At 60.6% G+C, this 21032-nt stretch carries 17 protein-coding genes; 6 read left to right on the top strand and 11 right to left on the bottom strand.

The features are described from left to right. The first annotated feature begins 31 nt into the window (after positions 1-31). The 3 genes from ABHR75_RS03055 to ABHR75_RS03045 all read left to right on the top strand — a co-directional run bounded on the left by ABHR75_RS03055 (position 32) and on the right by ABHR75_RS03045 (position 5650). Positions 32-1792, top strand: a complete 1761-nt coding sequence (locus ABHR75_RS03055) for a TerB N-terminal domain-containing protein (protein ID WP_346963588.1) — start codon at positions 32-34, stop codon at positions 1790-1792. Next, complete coding sequence (locus ABHR75_RS03050; protein ID WP_161115338.1) at positions 1785-3089, top strand: ATP-binding protein; 1305 nt, start codon at positions 1785-1787, stop codon at positions 3087-3089. The genes ABHR75_RS03055 and ABHR75_RS03050 overlap by 8 nt, the downstream gene beginning before the upstream one ends. A 116-nt stretch (positions 3090-3205) precedes the next feature. Next, on the top strand, positions 3206-5650 hold the full coding sequence (locus ABHR75_RS03045) for a DEAD/DEAH box helicase (protein WP_346963587.1): 2445 nt from the start codon (positions 3206-3208) through the stop codon (positions 5648-5650). A 27-nt stretch (positions 5651-5677) separates the two neighbouring features. On the opposite strand, the gene ABHR75_RS03040 is transcribed toward ABHR75_RS03045, so the two are convergent. The 4 genes from ABHR75_RS03040 to ABHR75_RS03025 all read right to left on the bottom strand — a co-directional run bounded on the left by ABHR75_RS03040 (position 5678) and on the right by ABHR75_RS03025 (position 10175). Next, a complete protein-coding gene (locus ABHR75_RS03040) occupies positions 5678-6556 on the bottom strand; it encodes a spermidine synthase (RefSeq protein ID WP_346963586.1) in 879 nt (292 codons plus the stop codon). Next, positions 6557-8461 (bottom strand): elongator complex protein 3, encoded by a 1905-nt coding sequence (locus ABHR75_RS03035; protein ID WP_346963585.1) that lies wholly within the window; start codon positions 8459-8461, stop codon positions 6557-6559. Between the two features lie 98 nt (positions 8462-8559). Then, positions 8560-9462 carry a DUF4097 family beta strand repeat-containing protein gene (locus tag ABHR75_RS03030; RefSeq protein WP_346963584.1) on the bottom strand — a complete coding sequence of 301 codons (903 nt, stop codon included), beginning with the start codon at positions 9460-9462 and terminating at the stop codon, positions 8560-8562. Further along, on the bottom strand, positions 9459-10175 hold the full coding sequence (locus ABHR75_RS03025) for a helix-turn-helix domain-containing protein (protein ID WP_346963583.1): 717 nt from the start codon (positions 10173-10175) through the stop codon (positions 9459-9461). Before ABHR75_RS03025 ends, ABHR75_RS03030 begins: the two co-directional genes overlap by 4 nt. A gap of 267 nt (positions 10176-10442) precedes the next feature. On the opposite strand from ABHR75_RS03025, the gene ABHR75_RS03020 reads away from it, so the two are divergent. The 3 genes from ABHR75_RS03020 (at position 10443) to ABHR75_RS03010 (ending at position 15053) form a co-directional block, all read left to right on the top strand. After that, complete coding sequence (locus tag ABHR75_RS03020; RefSeq protein ID WP_022094355.1) at positions 10443-11315, top strand: class I SAM-dependent methyltransferase; 873 nt, start codon at positions 10443-10445, stop codon at positions 11313-11315. Positions 11316-11432: 117 nt separating this feature from the next. Beyond that, complete coding sequence (trmB, locus tag ABHR75_RS03015) at positions 11433-12272, top strand: tRNA (guanine(46)-N(7))-methyltransferase TrmB (RefSeq protein ID WP_346963582.1); 840 nt, start codon at positions 11433-11435, stop codon at positions 12270-12272. Between the two features lie 99 nt (positions 12273-12371). Then, positions 12372-15053: a DEAD/DEAH box helicase gene (locus ABHR75_RS03010; protein ID WP_346963581.1), complete on the top strand. Its 2682-nt coding sequence runs from the start codon at positions 12372-12374 to the stop codon at positions 15051-15053. 79 nt (positions 15054-15132) lie between these two features. Here ABHR75_RS03010 and ABHR75_RS03005 read toward each other — a convergent pair whose 3' ends face one another. The 7 genes from ABHR75_RS03005 to ABHR75_RS02975 all read right to left on the bottom strand — a co-directional run. Beyond that, entirely contained in the window at positions 15133-16890 is a 1758-nt protein-coding gene (locus tag ABHR75_RS03005) for a DUF2130 domain-containing protein (RefSeq protein ID WP_346963580.1), read from the bottom strand. A 137-nt stretch (positions 16891-17027) separates the two neighbouring features. Next, entirely contained in the window at positions 17028-17792 is a 765-nt protein-coding gene (locus ABHR75_RS03000; RefSeq protein WP_346963579.1) for a ChbG/HpnK family deacetylase, read from the bottom strand. Positions 17793-17859: 67 nt separating this feature from the next. After that, positions 17860-18405 (bottom strand): metallophosphoesterase, encoded by a 546-nt coding sequence (locus tag ABHR75_RS02995; RefSeq protein ID WP_346963578.1) that lies wholly within the window; start codon positions 18403-18405, stop codon positions 17860-17862. Positions 18406-18471: 66 nt separating this feature from the next. After that, positions 18472-18651 carry a hypothetical protein gene (locus tag ABHR75_RS02990; protein ID WP_346963577.1) on the bottom strand — a complete coding sequence of 60 codons (180 nt, stop codon included), beginning with the start codon at positions 18649-18651 and terminating at the stop codon, positions 18472-18474. Positions 18652-18669: 18 nt separating this feature from the next. Next, positions 18670-18996: an HIRAN domain-containing protein gene (locus tag ABHR75_RS02985; protein ID WP_346963576.1), complete on the bottom strand. Its 327-nt coding sequence runs from the start codon at positions 18994-18996 to the stop codon at positions 18670-18672. An 89-nt stretch (positions 18997-19085) separates the two neighbouring features. Continuing rightward, positions 19086-20465, bottom strand: coding sequence for an aldehyde dehydrogenase (locus ABHR75_RS02980; RefSeq protein WP_346963575.1), 1380 nt, complete (start codon positions 20463-20465; stop codon positions 19086-19088). Positions 20466-20473: 8 nt separating this feature from the next. After that, positions 20474-21032 (bottom strand): dehydroquinate synthase/iron-containing alcohol dehydrogenase family protein (locus ABHR75_RS02975; RefSeq protein ID WP_346963574.1); only part of this gene is annotated, 559 nt, incomplete at its 5' end.

Raw genomic sequence — 21032 nt, 5'->3', positions numbered from 1 at the left:
TCACCGAAGCTGCGTTAGGAGAGGAGAAGCGGTGGCCGACCAGGACATCAAAATGCTCATCGAGCGCATTATGGCCGAGGCTCGGACCCATCAGTCCGCCCGTTTCTCAAACGAAATCTACGCAGACGAGCCGATTCTCAAAACCGGCCGACAGATGCAGAATTTCCTCCCCGACCAGTACCGCAAAATGCGCGAGATATCGCGCTGGCAGGATGACCCCAAGGGCGGTGCGGGCCGCTGGCTTTCGGAAGCCGAGCTTTTTTACCGCCAGGGCCTGCTGATGGCCGACTTTGAGGACGACTGTCCCTACAACGGCACCTTTAAGTCGTACTTTCCCACCTACAACGCCATGAGCGACCGGCAGCTGCGCGGCTACTTTACCTGGCGTGCCCAAGTGCGCCGCGGAACCGTCGAGGAAACGTCTACGTCCTTTGCCTTCCTGTATCTCTATGAGCTGATCTGCGGCATCGGCGTTGATGACCCGCTCGATGGCTTTAGCAAGATCAAGGCCTTTTGGGATGCCTACCGTGCCTTCGAGCCCGGCATCGACCGGTTTGCACGCGTGTGGCTGCAAGATTACGCCGTGTTCCACAGGCTCGACCCCAAGCTGCTTCGCGACTCTAAAACCGTCATGTTCGATAACGCCATTATCGAGCTGCGACGCGCGGCACGAGACCTTGTACCGGCACCGGCACCGTCCGGCCAGACCTCCAAGCGTCGCAAAACCTCCGAGCCCACGCTCCCCCTTCCGCCCGATGAGGTGCGCGAGGAGCGACTCATAGCCGCCATCGACGCCCTCTCCACATACAACCTAAGTAACTCGCGGCTCGACCGCAGCCACCACCGCGATCTGCGCCACGTGGCATGCGCCGTGTATGTCCGCATGGCGCGCTACTATGACACGCATCGAAAGACCGGCATCGTGGCGAGTTTATTTGGGGAGGAGACGGCCATGCCCTACACCATGTTTGCCTCGGCCGTATTCTTTGCGCCCGAACGCCACGAGGACTGCGAATACCGCCTGGATCCTATCCATATCTACCGTTGCCAAAACGGCTTTTGGGAATGCATGCGTATCCATGGTAGTAGGCAAAAGAGCAGCAAGCTCGGTGAAATGATGCGCGCCTGCGACCAACGCCTGCGCCTGGCGCTGGACCCCGCCCATCCCCTTAAGGAAGAAAAGGTCCCCAAATATCTGGCCAAGATTATCGATGACGAGATTGCGGCATGGCTCTCGTGGGACGCCGCACACCAGCCCGTCAAGATCGATATCGATTTGAGTCAGCTGGGACACATTCGGAGCGCCGCCGCACAAACGCGTGAGGCGCTTTTGATCGATGAGGAGCGCGAGGACGATGTGCTCGCAGAGGTCGATACGGTGGACTCCGAGCAGCCGAAAGCCGAGCCCGCAGCAGACGCGTTTGTCGAGCCGGTCACGGCGGCCGCAGAGCAGGACGAGGCCGACGAGCCAACCATTTCCACCGAACAGTTTGGTGTCGTGGCGCCGCTTCTTGCGCCGACGCCCCCGCGCGCAGCGGCTGCGCCCACTGACGCCGCGAGCGAACTCGCACCCGCCGCAACCGCGTATCTGCGCGCACTGCTCGAGCAAAACGCAGCGCAAGCGACATCGGCAGTGGCGCACTCGGGACAGAGCGAGGACATGCTCGTCGATACCATCAACGAGGCGCTCTTTGACCTGGTGGGCGACACCGTAATTGAATTTAGCGCGGCAGGGCCGCAGATTATTGAGGACTACGAAGCAGACGTGAGAGGATACCTAGACCATGAGTGATACCGCATCCGCAGCACCCCGCGTGCCCAAGCGCGTCGCTGCCGTCATTCTCAACTCGCTCAAGGGCGGCGTGGTCCCGCGCATCGGCCTTCCCTACATTACCGTAGGGCGCGAGGTCGAGATCCGCGCCCTGCTCACCGATCTGAGTCTCATCGCCGACGGTGGTGCGAGCTTCCGCTTTCTGGTCGGTCGTTACGGCGCCGGCAAGAGCTTTTTGCTCCAGACCATCCGCACGCACGCCATGGGTGAGGGATTCGTCGTCGCCGATGCAGACTTATCCCCCGAGCGCCGTCTGCAGGGCGGGCAGGGGCAGGGCCTTGCCACCTACCGCGAGCTCATACGCAATATATCGACCAAGACGCGCCCCGAGGGCGGTGCGCTCAACCTTATTCTTGATCGCTGGGTCGCCTCGTACGCCGACGTCGACGAGTCGGTCGTCAATGCCCAACTGGCCCCGCTCGAGGAAATGGTCCACGGCTTCGACTTCACCCGCATGCTCCGCCGCTATCGCACGGCCGTATCCGAGGGCGACGAAGAAGCCATGAGCCGCGTGACCAAATGGATCCGCGGCGAATACCGTACCAAGAGCGAGGCTCGCGCCGAGCTGGGCTCCTCGACCATCATCAGCGATGACGACTGGTACGACTACGTTAAGCTCATCGCGCGTTTTTTGGTCTGCAGCGGCTACAAGGGTATGTTGGTGCTCATCGACGAGCTCGTGAATCTGTATAAGATTCCCAACGCGATCACGCGCCAGTACAACTACGAGAAGATCCTGACCATGTACAACGACACACTCCAGGGCAAGGCGCAGTACCTGGGCATGATCATGGGCGGCACGCCAACCTCCATCGAAGACCGCCGCCGCGGCGTGTTCTCCTACGAGGCCCTGCGCAGCCGACTCGCTCAAGGCCGCTTTGCACGCGAGGACCTTAAGGACATGCTCGCGCCCATCATCCGTCTGCAGCCACTCACCTACGAGGAGCTGCTGGTGCTGATCGAAAAACTCATGCAAATTCACGCCGGCTACTTTGGCTGGACGCCCACGCTTACCGAGAACGACTTGGTGGACTTCCTCAAGATCGAGTTCGGTCGTGTGGGAGCCGACACACATCTGACGCCGCGCGAAGTCATTCGCGACTTTATCGAGCTGCTCGACATCCTATGCCAGAACCCCGACGCCAACGTAGCCGAGCTGCTGCAAAGCGTCGGCGGCGACGCGCTGGTGCCGGCAGCAGCAACAGGCGACACCGGCACCGCAGGCGGCGACCGTAACTTCGCCGAATTCACCATCTAACCTGCCAAAAAGGGACAGGTTTATTTTGGCAGGTTTTATCTGGGCGAACGTTGAGACTGTAATGCAGCAAGCCGTTGCCAGCCGCGTTGAGAGATTCGTTTTTGAGAGGAGGCCCCGTGAACGCCTTTGACCGCTACGCCCCGTTTATCCAAGACTTCATCTACTCCCACGATTGGGAGAGCCTGCGCTCTATCCAGGTTGCGGCGGCAGACGCCATCTTTAACACACAAGACAATGTGCTCCTAACGGCATCCACAGCTTCCGGCAAAACCGAAGCGGCCTTCTTTCCCATCCTGACCGAGTTTTGGGAGAACCCGCCCGCAAGCGTTGGTGCCCTCTACATTGGCCCCCTCAAGGCACTCATCAATGATCAGTTCGTCCGTCTCAATGACCTGTGCGAAGAGGCCGATATCCCTGTCTGGCACTGGCATGGCGATGTCTCGCAGTCGCACAAGGCTAAGCTCATCAAAAAACCGAACGGCATCTTGCAGATTACGCCCGAGTCACTCGAGGCGCTCTTAATCCATAAGCACATGGCGATCCCGCGCATGTTTTGCGACCTGCGCTATGTGGTCATCGATGAGGTCCACTCGCTCATGCGCGGCGACCGTGGCGGGCAGACGCTCTGCCTTATCGAGCGACTCTCGCGCATGGCCGGCGTGCAACCTCGACGCATTGGCCTTTCGGCCACCATCGGCGACCCCGAGCGCACGGGTGCCTTTCTCTCACAGGGAACGGGGCGCGACTGCGTTATCCCACGCTTTGAAGAGCCGCGCCGCGTGTGGCGCATCTCCATGGAGCACTTCTACAACTCGGGCCCCCAGGTACAGCAACGGGGATTCATGGGCACAGGTCCTCAAGAGGCCGAAGTGCTTGCGTGCGAGCGCATCGAGGCGGCGGCATCCGCGGCACTGCCCGCCGGCGCCCAAGACATGCGTCACAGCGGACAGCTCACACAAGAGGAGCGCCGTCAACGTCGTGAGCGGGCACGGGGCAAGGCCACTCCCAAGGACCGCCAAACTTCCTCGGCCCCCGAGGGCGAAGTCGACATCCCGCGAGCGACCGAGCAGGCGCTTCTCAGCCCCACCGACACAGCACCAGACAACGCCGACCCCGGCATGGGCTATATCTTCGAACACACCCGCGGCCGCAAGTGCCTGGTCTTTGCCAACTCGCGCGAAGAGGCAGAGGCCGTATGCTCCATGCTGCGTTGCTACTGTGAGAGCCGGCACGAGCCCGACCGCTTTCTCATCCACCACGGCAATCTTTCGGCATCGCTGCGCGAGACGGCAGAAGAGCTCATGCGCGACGAGGAACAGGCACAAACGACCGTCACCACCTCTACGCTGGAGCTCGGTATCGATATCGGCCGTCTGGAGCGTGCGTTTCAGATCGACGCGCCGTTTACCGTCAGCTCTTTTTTGCAGCGAATGGGCCGCACGGGGCGCCGCGATCTTCCGCCCGAGATGTGGTTCGTCATGCGCGAGGAAGAGCCCGAGCCGCGCACGATGATGCCCGAGACCATCCCGTGGAAGCTCCTGCAAGGCATCGCGCTCGTACAACTCTATCGCGAGGAAAAGTGGGTCGAGCCGCCTGAGCTCGATCGACTCCCCTACAGTCTGCTCTATCACCAGACCATGTCGACGCTTGCCAGCACCGGAGAGCTCACGCCGGCCGAACTTGCCCAGCGCGTGCTCACGCTCAGCTATTTCCACCGTGTCTCGGCAGACGATTACCGTGTGCTGCTACGCCACCTCATTAAGATCGACCATATCCAGGTCACCGAAGGTGGCGGGCTCATCGTGGGTCTCGCGGGCGAGCGCATCATCAACAACTTTAAGTTCTACGCCGTATTCCAGGAAAACGAGGAGTTCACCGTTCGCAGCGAGTCGGCCGAGTTGGGCACGATCGTCAATCCGCCACCGCCCGGCGAGCGCATCGCCATCGCCGGACACTGCTGGATTGTCGATGAAGTGGACTGGAAGCGACACACCGTCTTTGCCTCGCAAGTCAAAGGTCGTGTGCCGGCATACTTTGGCGACTGCCCCGGTGACATCAATACACACGTACTCGAGCGTATGCGCAAGGCGCTCAACGAGCACGCGGCGTATCCGTACCTGATGGGTAACGCGCGGGCCCGTCTGGCGCAGGCTCGCCATACGGCCGAGATTTCGGGCGCGGGAACTAAGCCGCTCATCAACCTGGGTGGCGACACCTGGGTGCTCTTCCCCTGGTTGGGCAGCTACGCCTTTTTGGCACTCGAGCGCATGCTCAAGATTAAATGTGCCGCGGAGCTGGGCCTTCGCGGACTCGACCCGTCACGCCCGTACTTTATGCAGTTTAAAATGAAGGCCGACGAGGAGACGTTCTTTGAGGTGCTCGCCGCCGAGGCCGAGAAAGACTTCGATCCCATCGAGCTCGTCTATCCCGGCGAGGTGCCTTATTTTGACCGCTACGACGAGTTTGTTCCCGAAGAGCTCGTGCGCAAAGGCTTCGCCGAAGGCGTGCTCGACATCGAGGGCATGAAGCAGCGCGTCCTCAGCTGGCGCGACCACGCCTAAGACCAGTCCTTTTTGGGACGGGGAGACTTACTTGTCGTGAAGGACGGTGCCGAGGAAGTCGGTGTCGAAGGGCACAGCTTCGGCAAAGGCGTAGTCGCCGTCGCTGGCGATGAGCAGATAATTCTCCTCGCCGCCGAACTCTGCATCGCCACATGGGACCACCCAGGCGTGGGCGAACACCTCGAGCGCCGTGGCGGCGCAATCGCGCAGGAACGTTACGTCGCTCCCCTCGTTTGCGCTCACGATATTGGCAACGTAGATACCCCCGGGGTTCAGGCTGCCTCGCACCAAACGCAACGCCTCAACCGTCGCCAGCTCGCGTACGGGCTCGACACCGCCAAAGCAATCGCTCACGACCACGTCGTAGCGACGATGGCCCACGCTCGTCACACCCAAATACGAGCGAGCCTCAGCGGTAATCACCCGCAAGCGGTCGCCCACCGCACGCTCCAGCTCGTCCAGGTAGAACCAGCGGCGCGCTAGGCGCGTAATCTCTCCGTCATACTCGATAACGTCCATGCACAAGTCCTCGTGCGACATCAGCGCGAACTTGGGATAGGCAAACCCGCCGCCGCCCAGCATAAGCATGCGGTCGATACCGTGACCGTAAGCGTCGCGCATCGCATCCTCGGCCTCAAACACGTCGTCAAACGAACGATAGTACGTAAAGACGGGCTCCGCCCAACGCTCGCCAACGTAGCTTGCACTTTGGTAGACGCCGCCTTGTACCAATACGCGGACTTCGTCGCCGCCCTCGTCGTGCACGCGCTTCACACGCGCCAACCCATTGCGGGTTCGCGCAACCTGCAGACAGGCAGCACGAACAGCGACGGCGGCCGCACCAAGCGCCGCGGCTCCCAGAGCAACGCCGGCAACGACGCCAGCAGAAACACTCGGCTTGTTCATCTAGAGCTCCTTTTGCAGATAAAGGCCATGGTCATAAAATCCAAGATGGCGATAGTACTCGCGTGTGCCAATCGCGCTAATCACGTTGATACGTGCATAACCAGCATCCCGGGCAATCTCGCACGCACGCTCTACGAGCAAACGCCCCAACCCGTGATGCTGCGCCGCCTGGCCCTGGTCACCCACGCGCGCCGCCATGCCATACACGTGTACCTCGCGAATCATCGCCTCGTCCGGCATCGTCGGCAACTCGTCCGCATGTGCGGCAACAAAAGCGCGAACGGGCAGCGACAGACGCAAAAAGCCGGCGATCTTGCCTTCGGGCGTCACCCACTGCAAAAAGCGTTCACGCGTCACCGGCGTCTCGTAAGCGACCTCATCAAGAGACAGTTCATCCAGGTCGGCACCCGCGGTACTGATCTCGCGATAGCGAATCTCGCGCACCGTCGCACCGTCACCCCGAGCAGCCAGGCGGTTCTCAACGAGCTGACGCAGGTTGGGCTTCTTGTTGCCCACCATGATGTCGTCGGAGCTAAAGTCGCGGATCATGCGGCTGATGCGGCAGAACGCCGGCGTCACCACGATGTCGTCGGCCAGCACATCGAGCAGTTCTTCCTCGGTATAGGGGCGCCACTCGCCGCGCTCATAGCGGCCCACCAGACGCGAGCCCTCGATGAGCGCGCACGGGTAGACCTTGACCTCGTCGGGCATAAAGGCCCCCTCGGTCATAAAGCGCTCGTAGTCGCGCTTGTCCCCCTCGGGCGTGGCGCCCAGCAAGTTGAGCATAAAATGCGCGTGGATCTTAAAGCCAAACAGACGCGCAAGCGAAAACGCCCGCTCGATCTGAGCCACCGAAATGCGACGCTCGTTGATATCGAGCAGGTGCTGGTTGAGGCTCTGGATGCCCATCTGAATCTTGGTGCAACCCAGGCGGCGGATAAGCGTGAGCGCCTGGGGCGTCACGGCATCGGGGCGCGTCTCGATAACGAGCCCCACCACGCGATGCTTCGCCGTCTCGTTGATGCGCTGCTGACGCTCAAGCTCCTCCATCGTTGCCGTCTGCCACTCAGTGACCTCGCCCCACGGCGTACCGGGACCGTACAGACGACGCACCGCACGGTTATAGCCGCCCACGGCAGCATCCACACGCCCCTGCTCGTCGGCAACGCCGGCAGCAAGCTCGACCTCGTCTGTCGCAATGCCGGCGGCCCGATAGCGCTCACGGCGCTCTGCTACCACAGGCGGCAGGGCATCGGCGGGAGCGTCATCGAGCAGACGCCCCGCCTCGGCACGGCTGATGCCCGGACGTGCCAACATGGGGTTGGCCGCCACGCCGGCGACGGCATCGTCATTGAGTGCACGGAAAAGCTCCGACATAAACCATGTCTGATAGCCTTCCGGATAGTCGCTCCAGGTACCGCCAAGCACAATGAGCTCGATCTTATCGGTCGCATGCCCCATCTGCGAAAGCGCGGTCAGGCGAGCGCTCACCTGCAGATACGGGTCAAAGCAATTTTGCTCCGCACGGGCGCACGCCGGCTCGGCGTGCAGGTAGCTTTTGGGCATGCGCAGATCGTTGGGACAAAACAGGCAATCGCCCGAGCATGGCCAGGGCTTGGTGATAACGGTAATGGTCGCCACGCCCGAAGCCGTGCGACGAGGCTTCATACGCAGCACCTGCAGCAGTCGACGTTCCAGCTCGGCATCGACATTCCACCCAGCCCAACGAGCCGGCTCCTCACGTTTTACCCGCTGGTAGAACGGCAGCAGACGGCGCTTGGCCAAATCGCGTTTGTCGGCACCCTCACGGCGCGCCTCGGCATGTATCAGTTTGACGAGCGCTTTGTCGTCCACGGTCTCGCCGCGACGCAGAGCCTCGAGTATGTTCAAGATAATCTGTTCCATGACCCCATTGTAAAGGCAAAGGCGCCGGAGCCCGTCACGGCTCCGGCGCCTCCATCAAACAGCGCAGCTATGGTATATAAGTCTTCGATAACCGCCCGTCACTCTGAATCAAATGACATGTCGCCCGAACCGACCTCAAAACGATACGTAGCAGACTTATCGCCGTTATCGAATTCAAGATTCAAAATGGTCTCGCCGTCGTAGCCAAGCGGAAGGAAATCGCTCTCGAAGTCGCCGCTGCCCAAGGTAAGGCTCGCCTTAAAGCCCGTCGAGTTCGGAACCATCATCTCCACATCGCCCGAGCCCACGCTTACGTCCATCGACTTCGCGGGGGCCTGGTAGAGCTCGAACGTCACATCGCCCGAACCGACCTCGGCATTCAGAGTGTCGGTCACGGTGCCCGCAAACGCGACGTCTCCCGAGTCCAACGTCAAATCAAAGTCGTGGCACGCAATGTCCGCGACCGTCAGGTCTCCCAACCCCACGTTTGCCGTAATGCCCATCATGTTATCGGCAAGCTCACGCGGCAGTTCAATGGTGACCTTACGGTCATGGGCGCGCTCGTCATCGCAGTCGAACTGGCTAATCTTGAGTGTAGAGCCCTCGATCTTAACCAGATTCTGAGTGGCGGCATCGGAAGCAGACGCCCCCTTTGCAACGCGCCCGCTTTCGACGACACGTACCGGTCCGCCAGAGACACGTTTAATCTCGACCGCCCCCGACGTCACATCCAAGTCGAGCGATTGGAACGCGTCTTCGTCAAAAGTCGTGCTCGAAAGTTGCTGAGGCCGAGCGGAATATTTACCGCCATCGTTCATAAAATCGTCGTCGTCAACCACATCGTCCATACCGGACAAGCCGGATACAACATCGTCGAGATCCCACGGGCCATCAAAATGAATCAAAGTCCGCGAAGTGCCAAAGACGAGCCCGATGATGAGCACAAACGCTCCGATGCCAACGCCCAAGCGTACCTTGGATTCATGCGAAAGCTTCATCATTCATCGCCCTCTTTGGCAATCGGCTCAGCGGTAGTCGCGGTAGCCACGTCAGTATCAACCGGGGCGGAAGCATTCCGAGCCCTAGCCGCCACCGGTGCCGGACCAACCTGAATATCCCCGCGCGCCCAATCACCATCGAGCGCACGCGCCACCCAGTGATAGATGGGAATCGTGAAGAAGATCAGCGCGGCAAAGGGGCCGGCACCAAACGGGAACATCAGCAAAAAGAACAGTAGCCAGCACACGGCCCAATACGGGAACGACTGGAACGGGCCCTTCACCGGAGTCGAGCCAACCGCGGTGCCACTCGTCGCCTGCGCCGTAGCGGCATTAGCGGCCTGTGCACTCCAGCTTGCCGCTTGCGCCGCCTTGGCGGCGGCGTCACTCGCCTGTGTTGCCGCCTCGGTAGCTCGTGCCGCCGCCTCATGGGTGCGTGCGCGCTCTGCCGCCTCGGCCTCGCGCTGACGAGCGCGGTCCTCGTTCTCAAACTCGATATCGTCCTCGATCTCGTCACTCGGATTGAGGAGCTCGTCCAAACTCACGCCATAGAGTTTGGCGAGCGAGATCAGGTTCTCGGTATCGGGCGAGCTCTCCGCGCGCTCCCATTTACTGACCGCCTGGCGCGACAGCCCCAGCTTTCGCGCAAGCCCTTCTTGGCTAAAACCCTTGCTGCGACGAAGGTCGGCGAGCCGCTGCGCAGTTTCTACATTCATGGTTCCTCCTATGTGATGCCAGCCGTGCCGCCGGACCGTTTTTCTTCTTAAGGCGCCTTGCACAGTTATAAATCTATCCGCCACCGCCAAAAGCATGCCACCTATTCTAGTGAGATTTTTGACAACCGGCGGTTGCGGGTGCATATGAGCTGCGGAAATGTGTCCAAACAAAGCAATGACCCGTAGCTCGGTTGTCCCCGTTGCGGCGATAACGGTAGTATGGTCGTACTGTTTATTCCGCACCGCCAACGGAGGGAGTCCCGCGCCGTGAACCGCGATTTCGCCTCATCGCTCATCCAGCTCAACAACACTTTCTATCGCGAGCACTCCGCCTCCTTCTCCGATACGCGCCAGGCCCCGTGGCCCGGCTGGGTACGCACCATGGATATCGCGCTCGAGCAGCTCGACGTCGCCACAATCGAGCATCCCGTCCGCGTCTTCGACCTTGCCTGCGGCAATATGCGATTCGAGAACTTTGCCGCCGGCGGCGCACTTGCCGCCAAGGGCGTCGACGGTGCAAATCCCTCGGCAGATGCCAGCTGCCCGTTTGAGTTCTATGGCGTCGACTCGTGCCAAGACCTGGCCATCGATGCACATGGTCACGCCCTGCGCATTCCCAACCTGCACTTCCAGGAACTCGACGTGCTCGATGCCCTTATGAAGCTCAACCCCGCCGAGACACCCGACGTGCTTTTCGACGCCCCGCTCGCTGACATCTCGGTCTGCTTTGGATTTATGCACCACGTGCCGTCGTGCGAGTACCGCGTACGCGTGCTCGACGCTCTGGTGCGCCAGACGCGCCCAGGCGGCATCATCGCCATCAGCTTTTGGGAGTTTATGAACGACGAGCGCATGGCGCGCAAAGCCGTTCGCGCCGAGGCCCGCGCCGAGCTCACCCCGCCGTTTGAGGGTTACGATTCCGCGCAGTTTGAAGCCGGCGACCACCTCATTGGCTGGCAAAATGACCGCCACGCCTACCGCTATTGTCATCACTTTGACGATCAGCAGATCACCGACCTGGTACGCGGCGTCCGTACGTTCTACAAGAGCGGCGAGGTCCCCGTGCGCGAGCTTGAGCGCTTCCATGCCGACGGTCGCAGCGGCGAGCTCAATCGCTATGTGATCCTCAAGCGCCTGTAGGCACCGACGACTCGCGCCGGGACGCACCGCATCTTTCGGGCAAACCATGCCCACCCTTTTTCAACCCATTGACGGAACGTGCAGCTATGCGTTCCATACTTATGACCAAGGAGCCTCATGGGAGCCGTCCACGTTCGCACGCCTAAGAACTTTGTGCTCGAGGAGCGCCTGGAGCGCTACACCGATGCGATTGAGACGAACCCCGAGACCTATGCCGGAGATTGGCGCAAGGCCTGTGCGCCAGTTGGCAGCAAGCCCTTCGAACACCTTCACCTGGATCTTGGCTGCGGCAAGGGAACGTACCTTGTAGAGCGTGCGGCCCACGAGCCAAACACGCTCTTTATCGGCATGGACCAGGAGCCCATCTGCATCGCCTATGCCGCACAGAAAATCTGCGAGCAGGAACTGACCAACGCACTCGTCCTGCCCCGAGGCGCCGCATCGCTGCCGCAGCTGTTTGCCGCAGGCGAGCTCGATGTCATCACCATTAACTTTCCCACGCCGCAGCCCAAGGCCAAGTACGCCAAAAAACGACTCGTCCATGTCGACCATCTGATGCTCTACCGCCCGCTCTTTTCGGCCGGTGCCACCGTCACGTTGCGAACCGACAGCAAGCCATTGCGCGATTACGCCCTGGGACAGTTTGCCGCGGCAGGCTACGACACGCTTTGGGTAAGTGACGACGTCCGCCGCGACCATCCCGAGCATCCCGAGACCGAATATGAATGCCGCACGCGCGAGATGGGCGCCGCCGTCTATGGCATTTGCGCCACACCCGGTGCGCAGCCAACCGACGAACAGCTCACAGCGGGCCGCGTGCAGGAGCAGAGTCTTGCCTGCTACCTGCCCGATAACCTCAATGAGCTCACCTATGTACCTCTGGGCATGGAAGAGGCCGTCGAGAACTTTAAGAACCGCGCCCGTAAAGGCAAGAAACGCCTGCCTCAGGAACGCTAGCACCGCGCGCCCATTTCCTGCATTTTCTCGCCCGCTGGCACCCCGCGCCGCCGCTACGCCATAATAGTTGGCGGACAAACGGCGAGAGAAAGCAACCACATGGCACAGACCACGACAGATATCACCGCCAGCACCGTTTCCGGCGCCGGCGCCGCCAGCTCATTCTCGGGCGGCACGGGAACCGAAGCCGAGTTCGGCTCGCTCGGCGCGCTCTCCCCCACCTGGTGGGAGCCCGAGGACGGCAGTGAGCCCGAACCATGGCTCACGCCCGATCAGGCCTTCGAACACTTCTTTGAATGGACGAGCGACCGCGGCATTGAGCTGTGGGATCACCAAGAAGAGGCCCTCATGGACCTGGCGGCCGGAGATCACGTCATTTTAGGCACACCGACCGGATCGGGTAAATCGCTCGTCGCGCTGGGCATGCTCTTTATGGGCATGGCGCAGGGCAAGCGCTGCTACTACACGGCTCCTATCAAGGCTCTGGTCAGCGAGAAGTTTTTCGACCTTGTGCAGGTGCTCGGCCGCGATAACGTCGGCATGATCACCGGCGACACCCATATCAACACCAAGGCGCCCGTCATCTGCTGCACAGCCGAAATCCTTGCCAACGACGCACTGCGCGAGGGCGAAGATGCCGATGTTGGCTGCGTCGCCATGGACGAGTTCCACTACTTTGCCGACCCCGACCGCGGCTGGGCCTGGCAGGTGCCGCTGCTCACCCTGCCCCACACGCAATTCATGCTCATGAGCGCCACGCTCGGCGATGTCACTGCCATCGCCGCTTCACTCGAGGAACACACCGGCGCTGTTTGCGACTTGGTTGTCGACGCCCCGCGTCCTGTTCCGCTGAGCTACGACTATGTGACGACCTCCCTCGAGGGCACGGTCGAGCTCGCCATGCGCCGCGGCGAGGCCCCGCTCTATATCGTGCACTTTAGCCAGGATGCCGCCCTTGCGACGGCACAATCACTCGCCAATTTTGGCATCGCCAGCAAGGAGCAGCGCGAGGCCATTAAGGAAGCCGCCAAGGGCACGAGCTTCTCCACGGCCTTCGGCAAGATTCTCAAGCGCTTGCTCGGATGCGGCGTCGGCGTGCACCATGCTGGCATGTTGCCGCGCTATCGCCTGCTGGTCGAGCGCTTGGCGCAGCAGGGTCTGCTGCCCGTCATCTGCGGTACCGATACACTCGGCGTCGGCATCAACGTACCCATCCACACCGTGGTGCTCACCGCGCTCACCAAGTTCGACGGCTACAAGATGCGTCGCCTGCGCGCCCGCGAGTTCCATCAGATTGCCGGTCGCGCCGGCCGCTCGGGCTTCGATACCGAGGGCATGGTGATTGCCGAGGCACCCGAGCACGAGATCGAGAATGCCAAGCTTATGGCCAAGGCGGGCGACGACCCCAAAAAACTCCGTAAGATTAAAAAGAAAAAGGCCCCCGAGGGCTTTGTCACCTGGAACAAGCAGACCTTCGAGCGTCTGATCGAGACGCAACCCGAGACGCTCAAGCCGCGCCTGCGCATCACGCACTCCATGGTGATCAGCGTGGTCGAGCAGGGCGGCGATGCCCGAGCCCGCGTACACGACCTCATCGAGACGAGCCTGCAGACTCCCGAGGAAAAGGCTAAGCTCGAGGTTCGCGCCGACGAGATCTTCGCCACGCTCATCGATTCCGGCGTCGTCGTTCGCACCGAGGTGCCGCCCGCGCCCGACGCCCCGACTGATGCCGCACCAGACATCGACTATGCGCTGACGGTCGATCTGCCCGAGGACTTCGCACTCGATCAGCCGCTCTCGCCGTTCTTGCTTGCTGCGCTGGAGCTGCTCGATCCCGAGAGCGAGACCTATACCATGGACCTGATCTCAATGGTCGAGGCAACGCTCGAGGATCCCAAACAGGTGCTGCGCGCACAGGAGCGAGCCGCACGCGATCGCGCTATGGCCGAGATGAAGGCCGACGGCATCGAGTATGAGGAGCGCTTGGAGCGCATTCAGGACGTCACGTACGAAAAGCCGCTCGAGGATTTGCTCGATGCCGCTTTTGACAAGTACTGCCAGGAAGTACCGTGGGCAAACGACTACCAGCTCTCTCCCAAGAGCGTCCTGCGCGATATGCTGGAGAGCGCGAGCGATTTTAAGGGCTACATTCAAAAGCTCGGCATCGCCCGCTCCGAGGGCATTTTACTGCGTTACCTGGCAGAGGCTTACCGTTCGCTCGACCGCACCGTACCCATTGAGAAGCGCGACGAGCGCCTGCGCGACATTATCTCGTGGCTGGGCTTTGTGGTGCGCTCGGTGGACTCGAGCCTGGTGGACGAGTGGGAAAACGCCGGCAACCCGGCAGCCCTCGACGCCGCGCCGCCGCAGGGCATCGACGAGGTCGTGGCGGACCGCCGCGGCTGCACGCTGTTGGTGCGCAATGCGCTCTTCCGCCGCGTGACCCTTGCCGCTCGCGAGCACGTTCGCGACCTGGGCGAGCTCGACGACGACTGGAGCATGAGCGAGATCCGCTGGCAAAAAGCACTTGACGCTTACCACGAGCAGCACGAGGAAATCCTCACCGACGGAGATGCCCGCAGCGCCGCGATGTTTTCCATCGATGAGAGCGACGAGAAGACCGATCACGTGTGGCACGTGCACCAGATTTTTGCCGACGAGGATGGCGACCACGACTTTGGCATCATGGGCGATGTCGACCTGGATGCCACGCAGGATGGCGGCGAGGTCATCTTCAAAAACTACCGCGTCGGCTTTATCGAGGATCTGCTCGAGGACTAGCCGAACATACTGGAACGAAACGAAGCGGGGCCGTTGGCAATATCGCCAGCGGCCCCGCTTTTGCACTATACGCTATGTCTTACTCGGCATCCTCGACCTCATACGAATCCGCCTCGGCTGGTTCATCGCCTGTCTCCGACGCGGTCTCGCGTGCCTCATCAAATGCTGCTTTCATGGTCTTGTTGCCCCACGTGAGCTTGCGAATGGTAAGCTCATCGGCCTTGTTGTGGGCCAGGCGCAGATTCTCGGTGCTGCGGCGCAAATCGTCCTTGGTCTTCTCGAGCTGTTTGATGGCGGCATCGATTTCCTTGATTGCCGACTCGAATTGCTTACTCGCCAGGTTGTAGTTGCGCGAGAAGCCGTCCTTGAACTTCTCCATCTTGGCCTCGAAGTTCGTGACGTCAATGTTCTGCTGCTTGTACTCCGCTAGCTCCTGCTTATAGTGCAGCGAACCCATGGCGGCGTTGCGCAGCAGCGTAATCATGGGAATGAAGAATTGTGGGCGGATCACGTACATCTTCTCGTAGTGGTAGCTCACATCCACGATACCGGCATTGTAAAGCTCGCTCTCGGGCTCGAGCAGCGTGCAGAGCACTGCGTACTCGCAGCCCTTTTGGCGGCGATCGTGGTCGAGTTTCTTAAAGAAGTCCTCGTTTTTGTGCTTGGTCGCAGTCTCGTCGTTCTCGTTTTTCATCTCGAACATAATCGAAATGACCTCGTTGCCGCTCGCATCGCACTCGCGGAAGATAAAGTCGCCCTTGGTACCCTCGGACGCATCGTTGTCTTTCTCGAAGTACGCGTTGGGAAACGCTGTCATGCGTAGGCGGTTAAACTCGGTCTCGCAATGCTGCTCGAGCGACTCGCCCACCATCTTGGTGGACAGGCGCACCTTCATGTCCTTAAGGCGCTCAATCTCTTCATCCTTGTAGCGAATCAGGTCATCGCTCGCGCGCTTGGCCTGCGCAAGCTCGAGCTCGTGTGCCGCCTTGGCTTGCTCCTCGCGAGAATCGCGTACCGCCAGCTCGCTCGTCAGCTTGGCACGTGCCTCATCGCGCTCTCGTTCCGCCGCGGCGACCGCCTCTGACAGGTTCATTTTTGCCATCAGTTCCTGCTCGCGCAGTTGGGCACGCAGGCCCTCGGCCTCTTGCTCGGACTGAGCCTTTGCGGCGGAAAACTTCTCCCGTACCGTCGCGCGGTAGTCAGCAAGTGCGCGCTCGGCCTCGCTGCGAGCGGCATCGAGCTCACGCTGCGACTCAGCCGCGGCAGCGGCAAGCGCCATCTCCTGGGCCTTGTCCGCCGCGGCAAGCCTGGCCTGCAGCTCGGCAATCTGAGCATCACGTGCAGCTAAATCGTTTTGAGCAGCATTGCGCGCCGCCGACTCGACGAGCTTGGCTTCGTCATCTTTGCGCTCCAGCTGCGCACGCAAATTGTCGATTTCTCGCTGAAGCTCGGCGTTTTCCTTTTGAGCATCGGCGCGGGCCTCAACCGCCGCGCGCTGGCTTGCACTCTCGCGCTCCGCAGCAGCGCCCTCGAGCTTGGCGCGCAGCTCGGCAAGCTCAGCATCGCGCTTGGCAACCTCTTGTGCCAGCTTCTGCTCCGCGGCGTTCTTCTGCTCGACAAGCTGAGCATTGCGCTGAGACTCTGCCTTTTGCAAGGCAGCCGTCGAACGCGAGCGCTCAAGCTCCAGCGCCTGCTCGCCCTCGCGCTGGACTGCCTTCACACGCTCATCCAGGTCGCGCGAAAACTCGGCATTGCGCACTTGCTTGACGATATCCGCATAGCCGGACGCGTCGACCTTAAAAACTTCGCCACAATGCGGGCACTTGATCTCGTTCATAGCAGCTCCTCGATGGACGCAAATTTCAACCGCCTACACTCTACCGCGCCGCACGGACAAAAAAGGCGCCGCTGCCATAATGGCAACGGCGCCAGAATCACCACAAAGGCGCCTGTCCTTTGTGGTGGTTTGGGTCCCTACAGGTCGCGGTAGTCGATCAGGCGAAGATCAGGTTGAGACTTAAGCCAAGCGCGAAGCTCGGGGTCGATTAGCGCATCAACTTCCTTGGTGCGGTCGGTCGTGAGTGAGCTGTTCTCCAGGATAAAACGATCGAGATAGCCCGGATGGCACACAAAGACGACCGTCTCGCTGTCCGCCATCTCGCGAACCGTCTGCATGATTGCCTCTTTGGGCTCGTAGCCCGGCTCCATCGAGCGTATCACCATGCGCAGGTCGGTGGCGCCGCAGCGCACCACCGCCGTAGGGTCGAAGCTCGCCTTTTGCTCCTTAAGGCCCAGCTCCTGGGCAACCGCCGAGATCGCTCGGTTAAGGTTTTTACTCATAACGGCATGGGCCTCAAAGTAATCGGGTTCGCGGCCCACGATCTCGACAAAGCGGTCATGCTGCGCACGGATCTCGATGCAGGCCTCGTCGAAGTTTATCAGCTCCTCACCGCGCTTAAAATGCTCGCGGAAGGTACGGCTGCTATGGAATTCGCCGTTCTCGTTGAGCATGCTCGGGATGAGTGCCGGGTCGGCGCACGGCTTGCCCAGGCACACGTTGGTATGCTGGCCCACTGCGATGTCGGCATCCGCCACGAGCGACCAGCCGCGCTCGGCCTCGGGCATATTGGGCATAAGGCCCGCCGAGCGCACCAAGCCCTCGTTGACGCTGCGGGCGATCCCCAAGTCAACGGCATACGAATACCCGATATCATCGGCACGAATAAGCAGTTGCTTCATAACGACTCCAATCTATGTGAAAACCACCACAAAGGTTCACTGTCCCCTTTGTGGCGGTTCTAGCACCCTATAGCCCAAAGAAGCCCAGGATTTGATCGCGGCTTACGGGCTTGTAGTCGTTGGCATCGAGACCGACATCGTAGCGAAAGATAGGACGTTCGCGATCGCGGTTGCGCGCGTTGGTGCGGTCTCCCCTGCTGTGGATATGCCCGTGCAGCATGATGGCGCCACGCGCCTTGCCATTCCAGCTGAGCATGGGGTAGTGGCTCATAACCAGACGATGGCCCTTGGCATAGCCGGGAGCAATCTCCAGATAATCACGCACGTCTTCCCAAATCTGCGGCACGTCGGGATCTTCCCAATCGCCGTCATGGTTACCGCGGATGAGCGTTACATTCTTGCATTCGATACGCTCGCGCAGGCGCACCGCTTCCGCCAGGGACAAACGATAGGTAAAGTCTCCCAAGATATAGAGACGGTCGTCCGCCCCCACGCACTCATTCACGGCATCGATGACCTTGCGGTTCATCTCCTCGACCGAATCAAACGGTCGATCCATGTCGTGCAGGATATTCGTGTCGCCCAGGTGCAGGTCGGCGGTAAACCACATCATCGTCTCTGTCCTCATTTCGCAACGTGTTCAACTCGTGCTAAGTATACAGACGCAGCGATGCGGCGGTTATCCAAAGAGCCCGCCGAACAGGCCGCGGCTGCGCTTGTCTTGCTTTTTCGAAGCGTCACCCTGAGTTTTCTTGTCCTGCCGCATCTTACGGTTCTGCTCCAGCTCATCGTCATCGAGTAGCATATCCCACTCAAACGGATCGTCCGTCAGATCGAACAAGTCATCGTCATCGAGCACGGCAGCCTCCCTTACCGATTAGCGAGCATCCACCACGTAGAGTCTAACGCGCACCTGATGCCACGGGCTGCGCTCAGGAGCAACCTGTTGCACGCGGGCCTCAAACACGTCCTCGTGGCCGTAATACATCATCAAGGACAGCGGGCCGATCTCGTTTCCCGGAACATAACCGAGCTTGGTCTTGCCGTAATAGATTGCAACCGCTTCGGGATCATGGGGGTTATCGCGCTCGGCACACAGCGTCAGCTTATCACCAACCTTAAGATCCCCCAGGACCAAGGCACCGTCGGCATACTGAAATCCCGCAATATAAAACGACAGAAGAACACGTGAAGGCTCGTACATGGCAGCTCCTCTAACGGCCGGATAAACCGGCGCTTAACCGTACTGATAAGCCTACGGGCCCGTGCGGACACAAATTTATCCTGTCTGATTTAATGCACAAACATGCGCACGAACTTGTGCTTCCAGCTTACGTAAGGGGCATAGCGGAATGGCACGTCCAGCCACGCTGCCTTGTTCACGATGCTCTTCTTGTGGCTAAACGTATCGAAGCTCTCGCGGCCATGGTACTGCCCCATGCCGCTCGCGCCCATGCCGCCAAAGCCCATATGGCTCGTAGCCAGATGCATGATGGTGTCGTTAACGCAGCCGCCGCCAAAGGGCACGTAGCGCACAAAGCGCTGCTGAACCGCGCGATCCTGGCTAAAGATATACAGGGCCAGCGGCGTCGGACGATCCGTAATAAACGTCTCGGCCTCGTCTAAGCTCTCAAACGTTAGCACCGGTAAGATGGGACCGAAAATCTCCTCCTGCATTACGGCGTCATCGGGGGACACACCGTCTAGAATCGTCGGCTCAATCTTGAGCGACGACTCGCGCGCCGTGCCTCCCAGCACAACCTTATCGGGGTCGATTAGCCCGCGTACACGCGCAAAATGCTTGGCGTTGACGATATGCCCGTAATCCTCGTTATCGAGCGGATGCTCGCCAAACATACGGCGGACCTCCTCCTTGATGAGGCCCAGCAGCTCGTCGTGCACGCGCACGTCGACCAGCAGGTAGTCGGGCGCCACGCAGGTCTGGCCCACGTTGAGCCATTTACCAAATGCGATACGCCGCGCCGCGACCTTCAGGTTTGCCGTCGCATCCACGACACAGGGGCTCTTTCCGCCCAGCTCAAGCGTCACGGGCGTAAGGTTTTTACTCGCGCGCTCCATGACGAGCTTGCCAACCGGAACACTACCGGTAAAGAAGATCTTGTCCCAGCATTCATCGAGCAGCGCCTCATTCTCGGCGCGCCCGCCCTCGACAACCGTCACCAGGCGCGGATCAAATGCTTCCTCGCAAATCTGCCTGAGCACCGCGCTCGAAGCCGGCGCATAGGCACTCGGCTTGATGACCACGGTGTTACCCGCGGCAAGGGCGCCGGCGAGCGGCTCGAGTGTTAGCAAAAACGGGTAGTTCCACGGAGCCATAATGAGCGTGACGCCATAGGGCACGGCTTGCGTTTTGCACACACTAATGGCATTGGCGAGGTCGCAGGGGCGCAGGCGCGGACGACTCCATCGAGCCACATGCGCAATCTGATGGCGAATCTCGGAAAGCGACGTGCCGATCTCGCACATATACGCCTCGTCATGCGACTTTCCCAAATCGGTCTTGAGCGCATGGGCAATATCGGCCTCGTGGGCCCGCACCGCATCGCGTAAACTCACGAGCGCACGACGTCGAGCATCGACATCAAACGTGGCGTGTGTCTTAAAGTAGGCGCGTTGATCGCCGACGATGCGCGCAATTTCCTCGGTGTTCATGGACCCTCCTAGTTCTCGTCCTCAAACATACCACCTGCAACAACTTCGTACATATGCTCGAGCTCCAGGCGGTCCATCAAAAGCGGAACGGGATACAGCGGATTGGCCTCGGCATCGGCATGCGCCGCCATTTGCGGAATATCGGAGCGGCGAATACCTGAGACATATTTGGGGATTCCCAGGGCCTCGTTCATGCGGTCGACCCAATCGATAAAGGCCTCGGCCGCAAGACTGTCCTGCGCGGTAGCCGGCGCAATGCCCGCCATGCGAGCAAGATCGGCAAGCTTGGGGGCGGCGGCGTCACCATAAGCGCGAAGCATGTGCGGCAGGATGATCGCGTTGGCTAAACCGTGCGGAATTCCGTATCGGCCGCCCAGACTGTGCGCGATGGCATGCACATATCCGACATAGGAGCGGGTAAACGCAACGCCTGCCTTATACGCCGCCGAAAGCATATTGCGGCGCGCACGCATGTCGTCGCCATGCTCATAGGCCTCGAGCAAATTGTCGCGGATGAGCTGGACCGCCTGACGCGCCATCTTGCGCGTGTAGGGCGTGGTGCTACGG

The organism is Collinsella aerofaciens (genome assembly GCF_039752955.1).
Taxonomy (GTDB): domain Bacteria; phylum Actinomycetota; class Coriobacteriia; order Coriobacteriales; family Coriobacteriaceae; genus Collinsella; species Collinsella aerofaciens_BI.
This window is presented reverse-complemented; position numbering and strand designations above follow the sequence as displayed.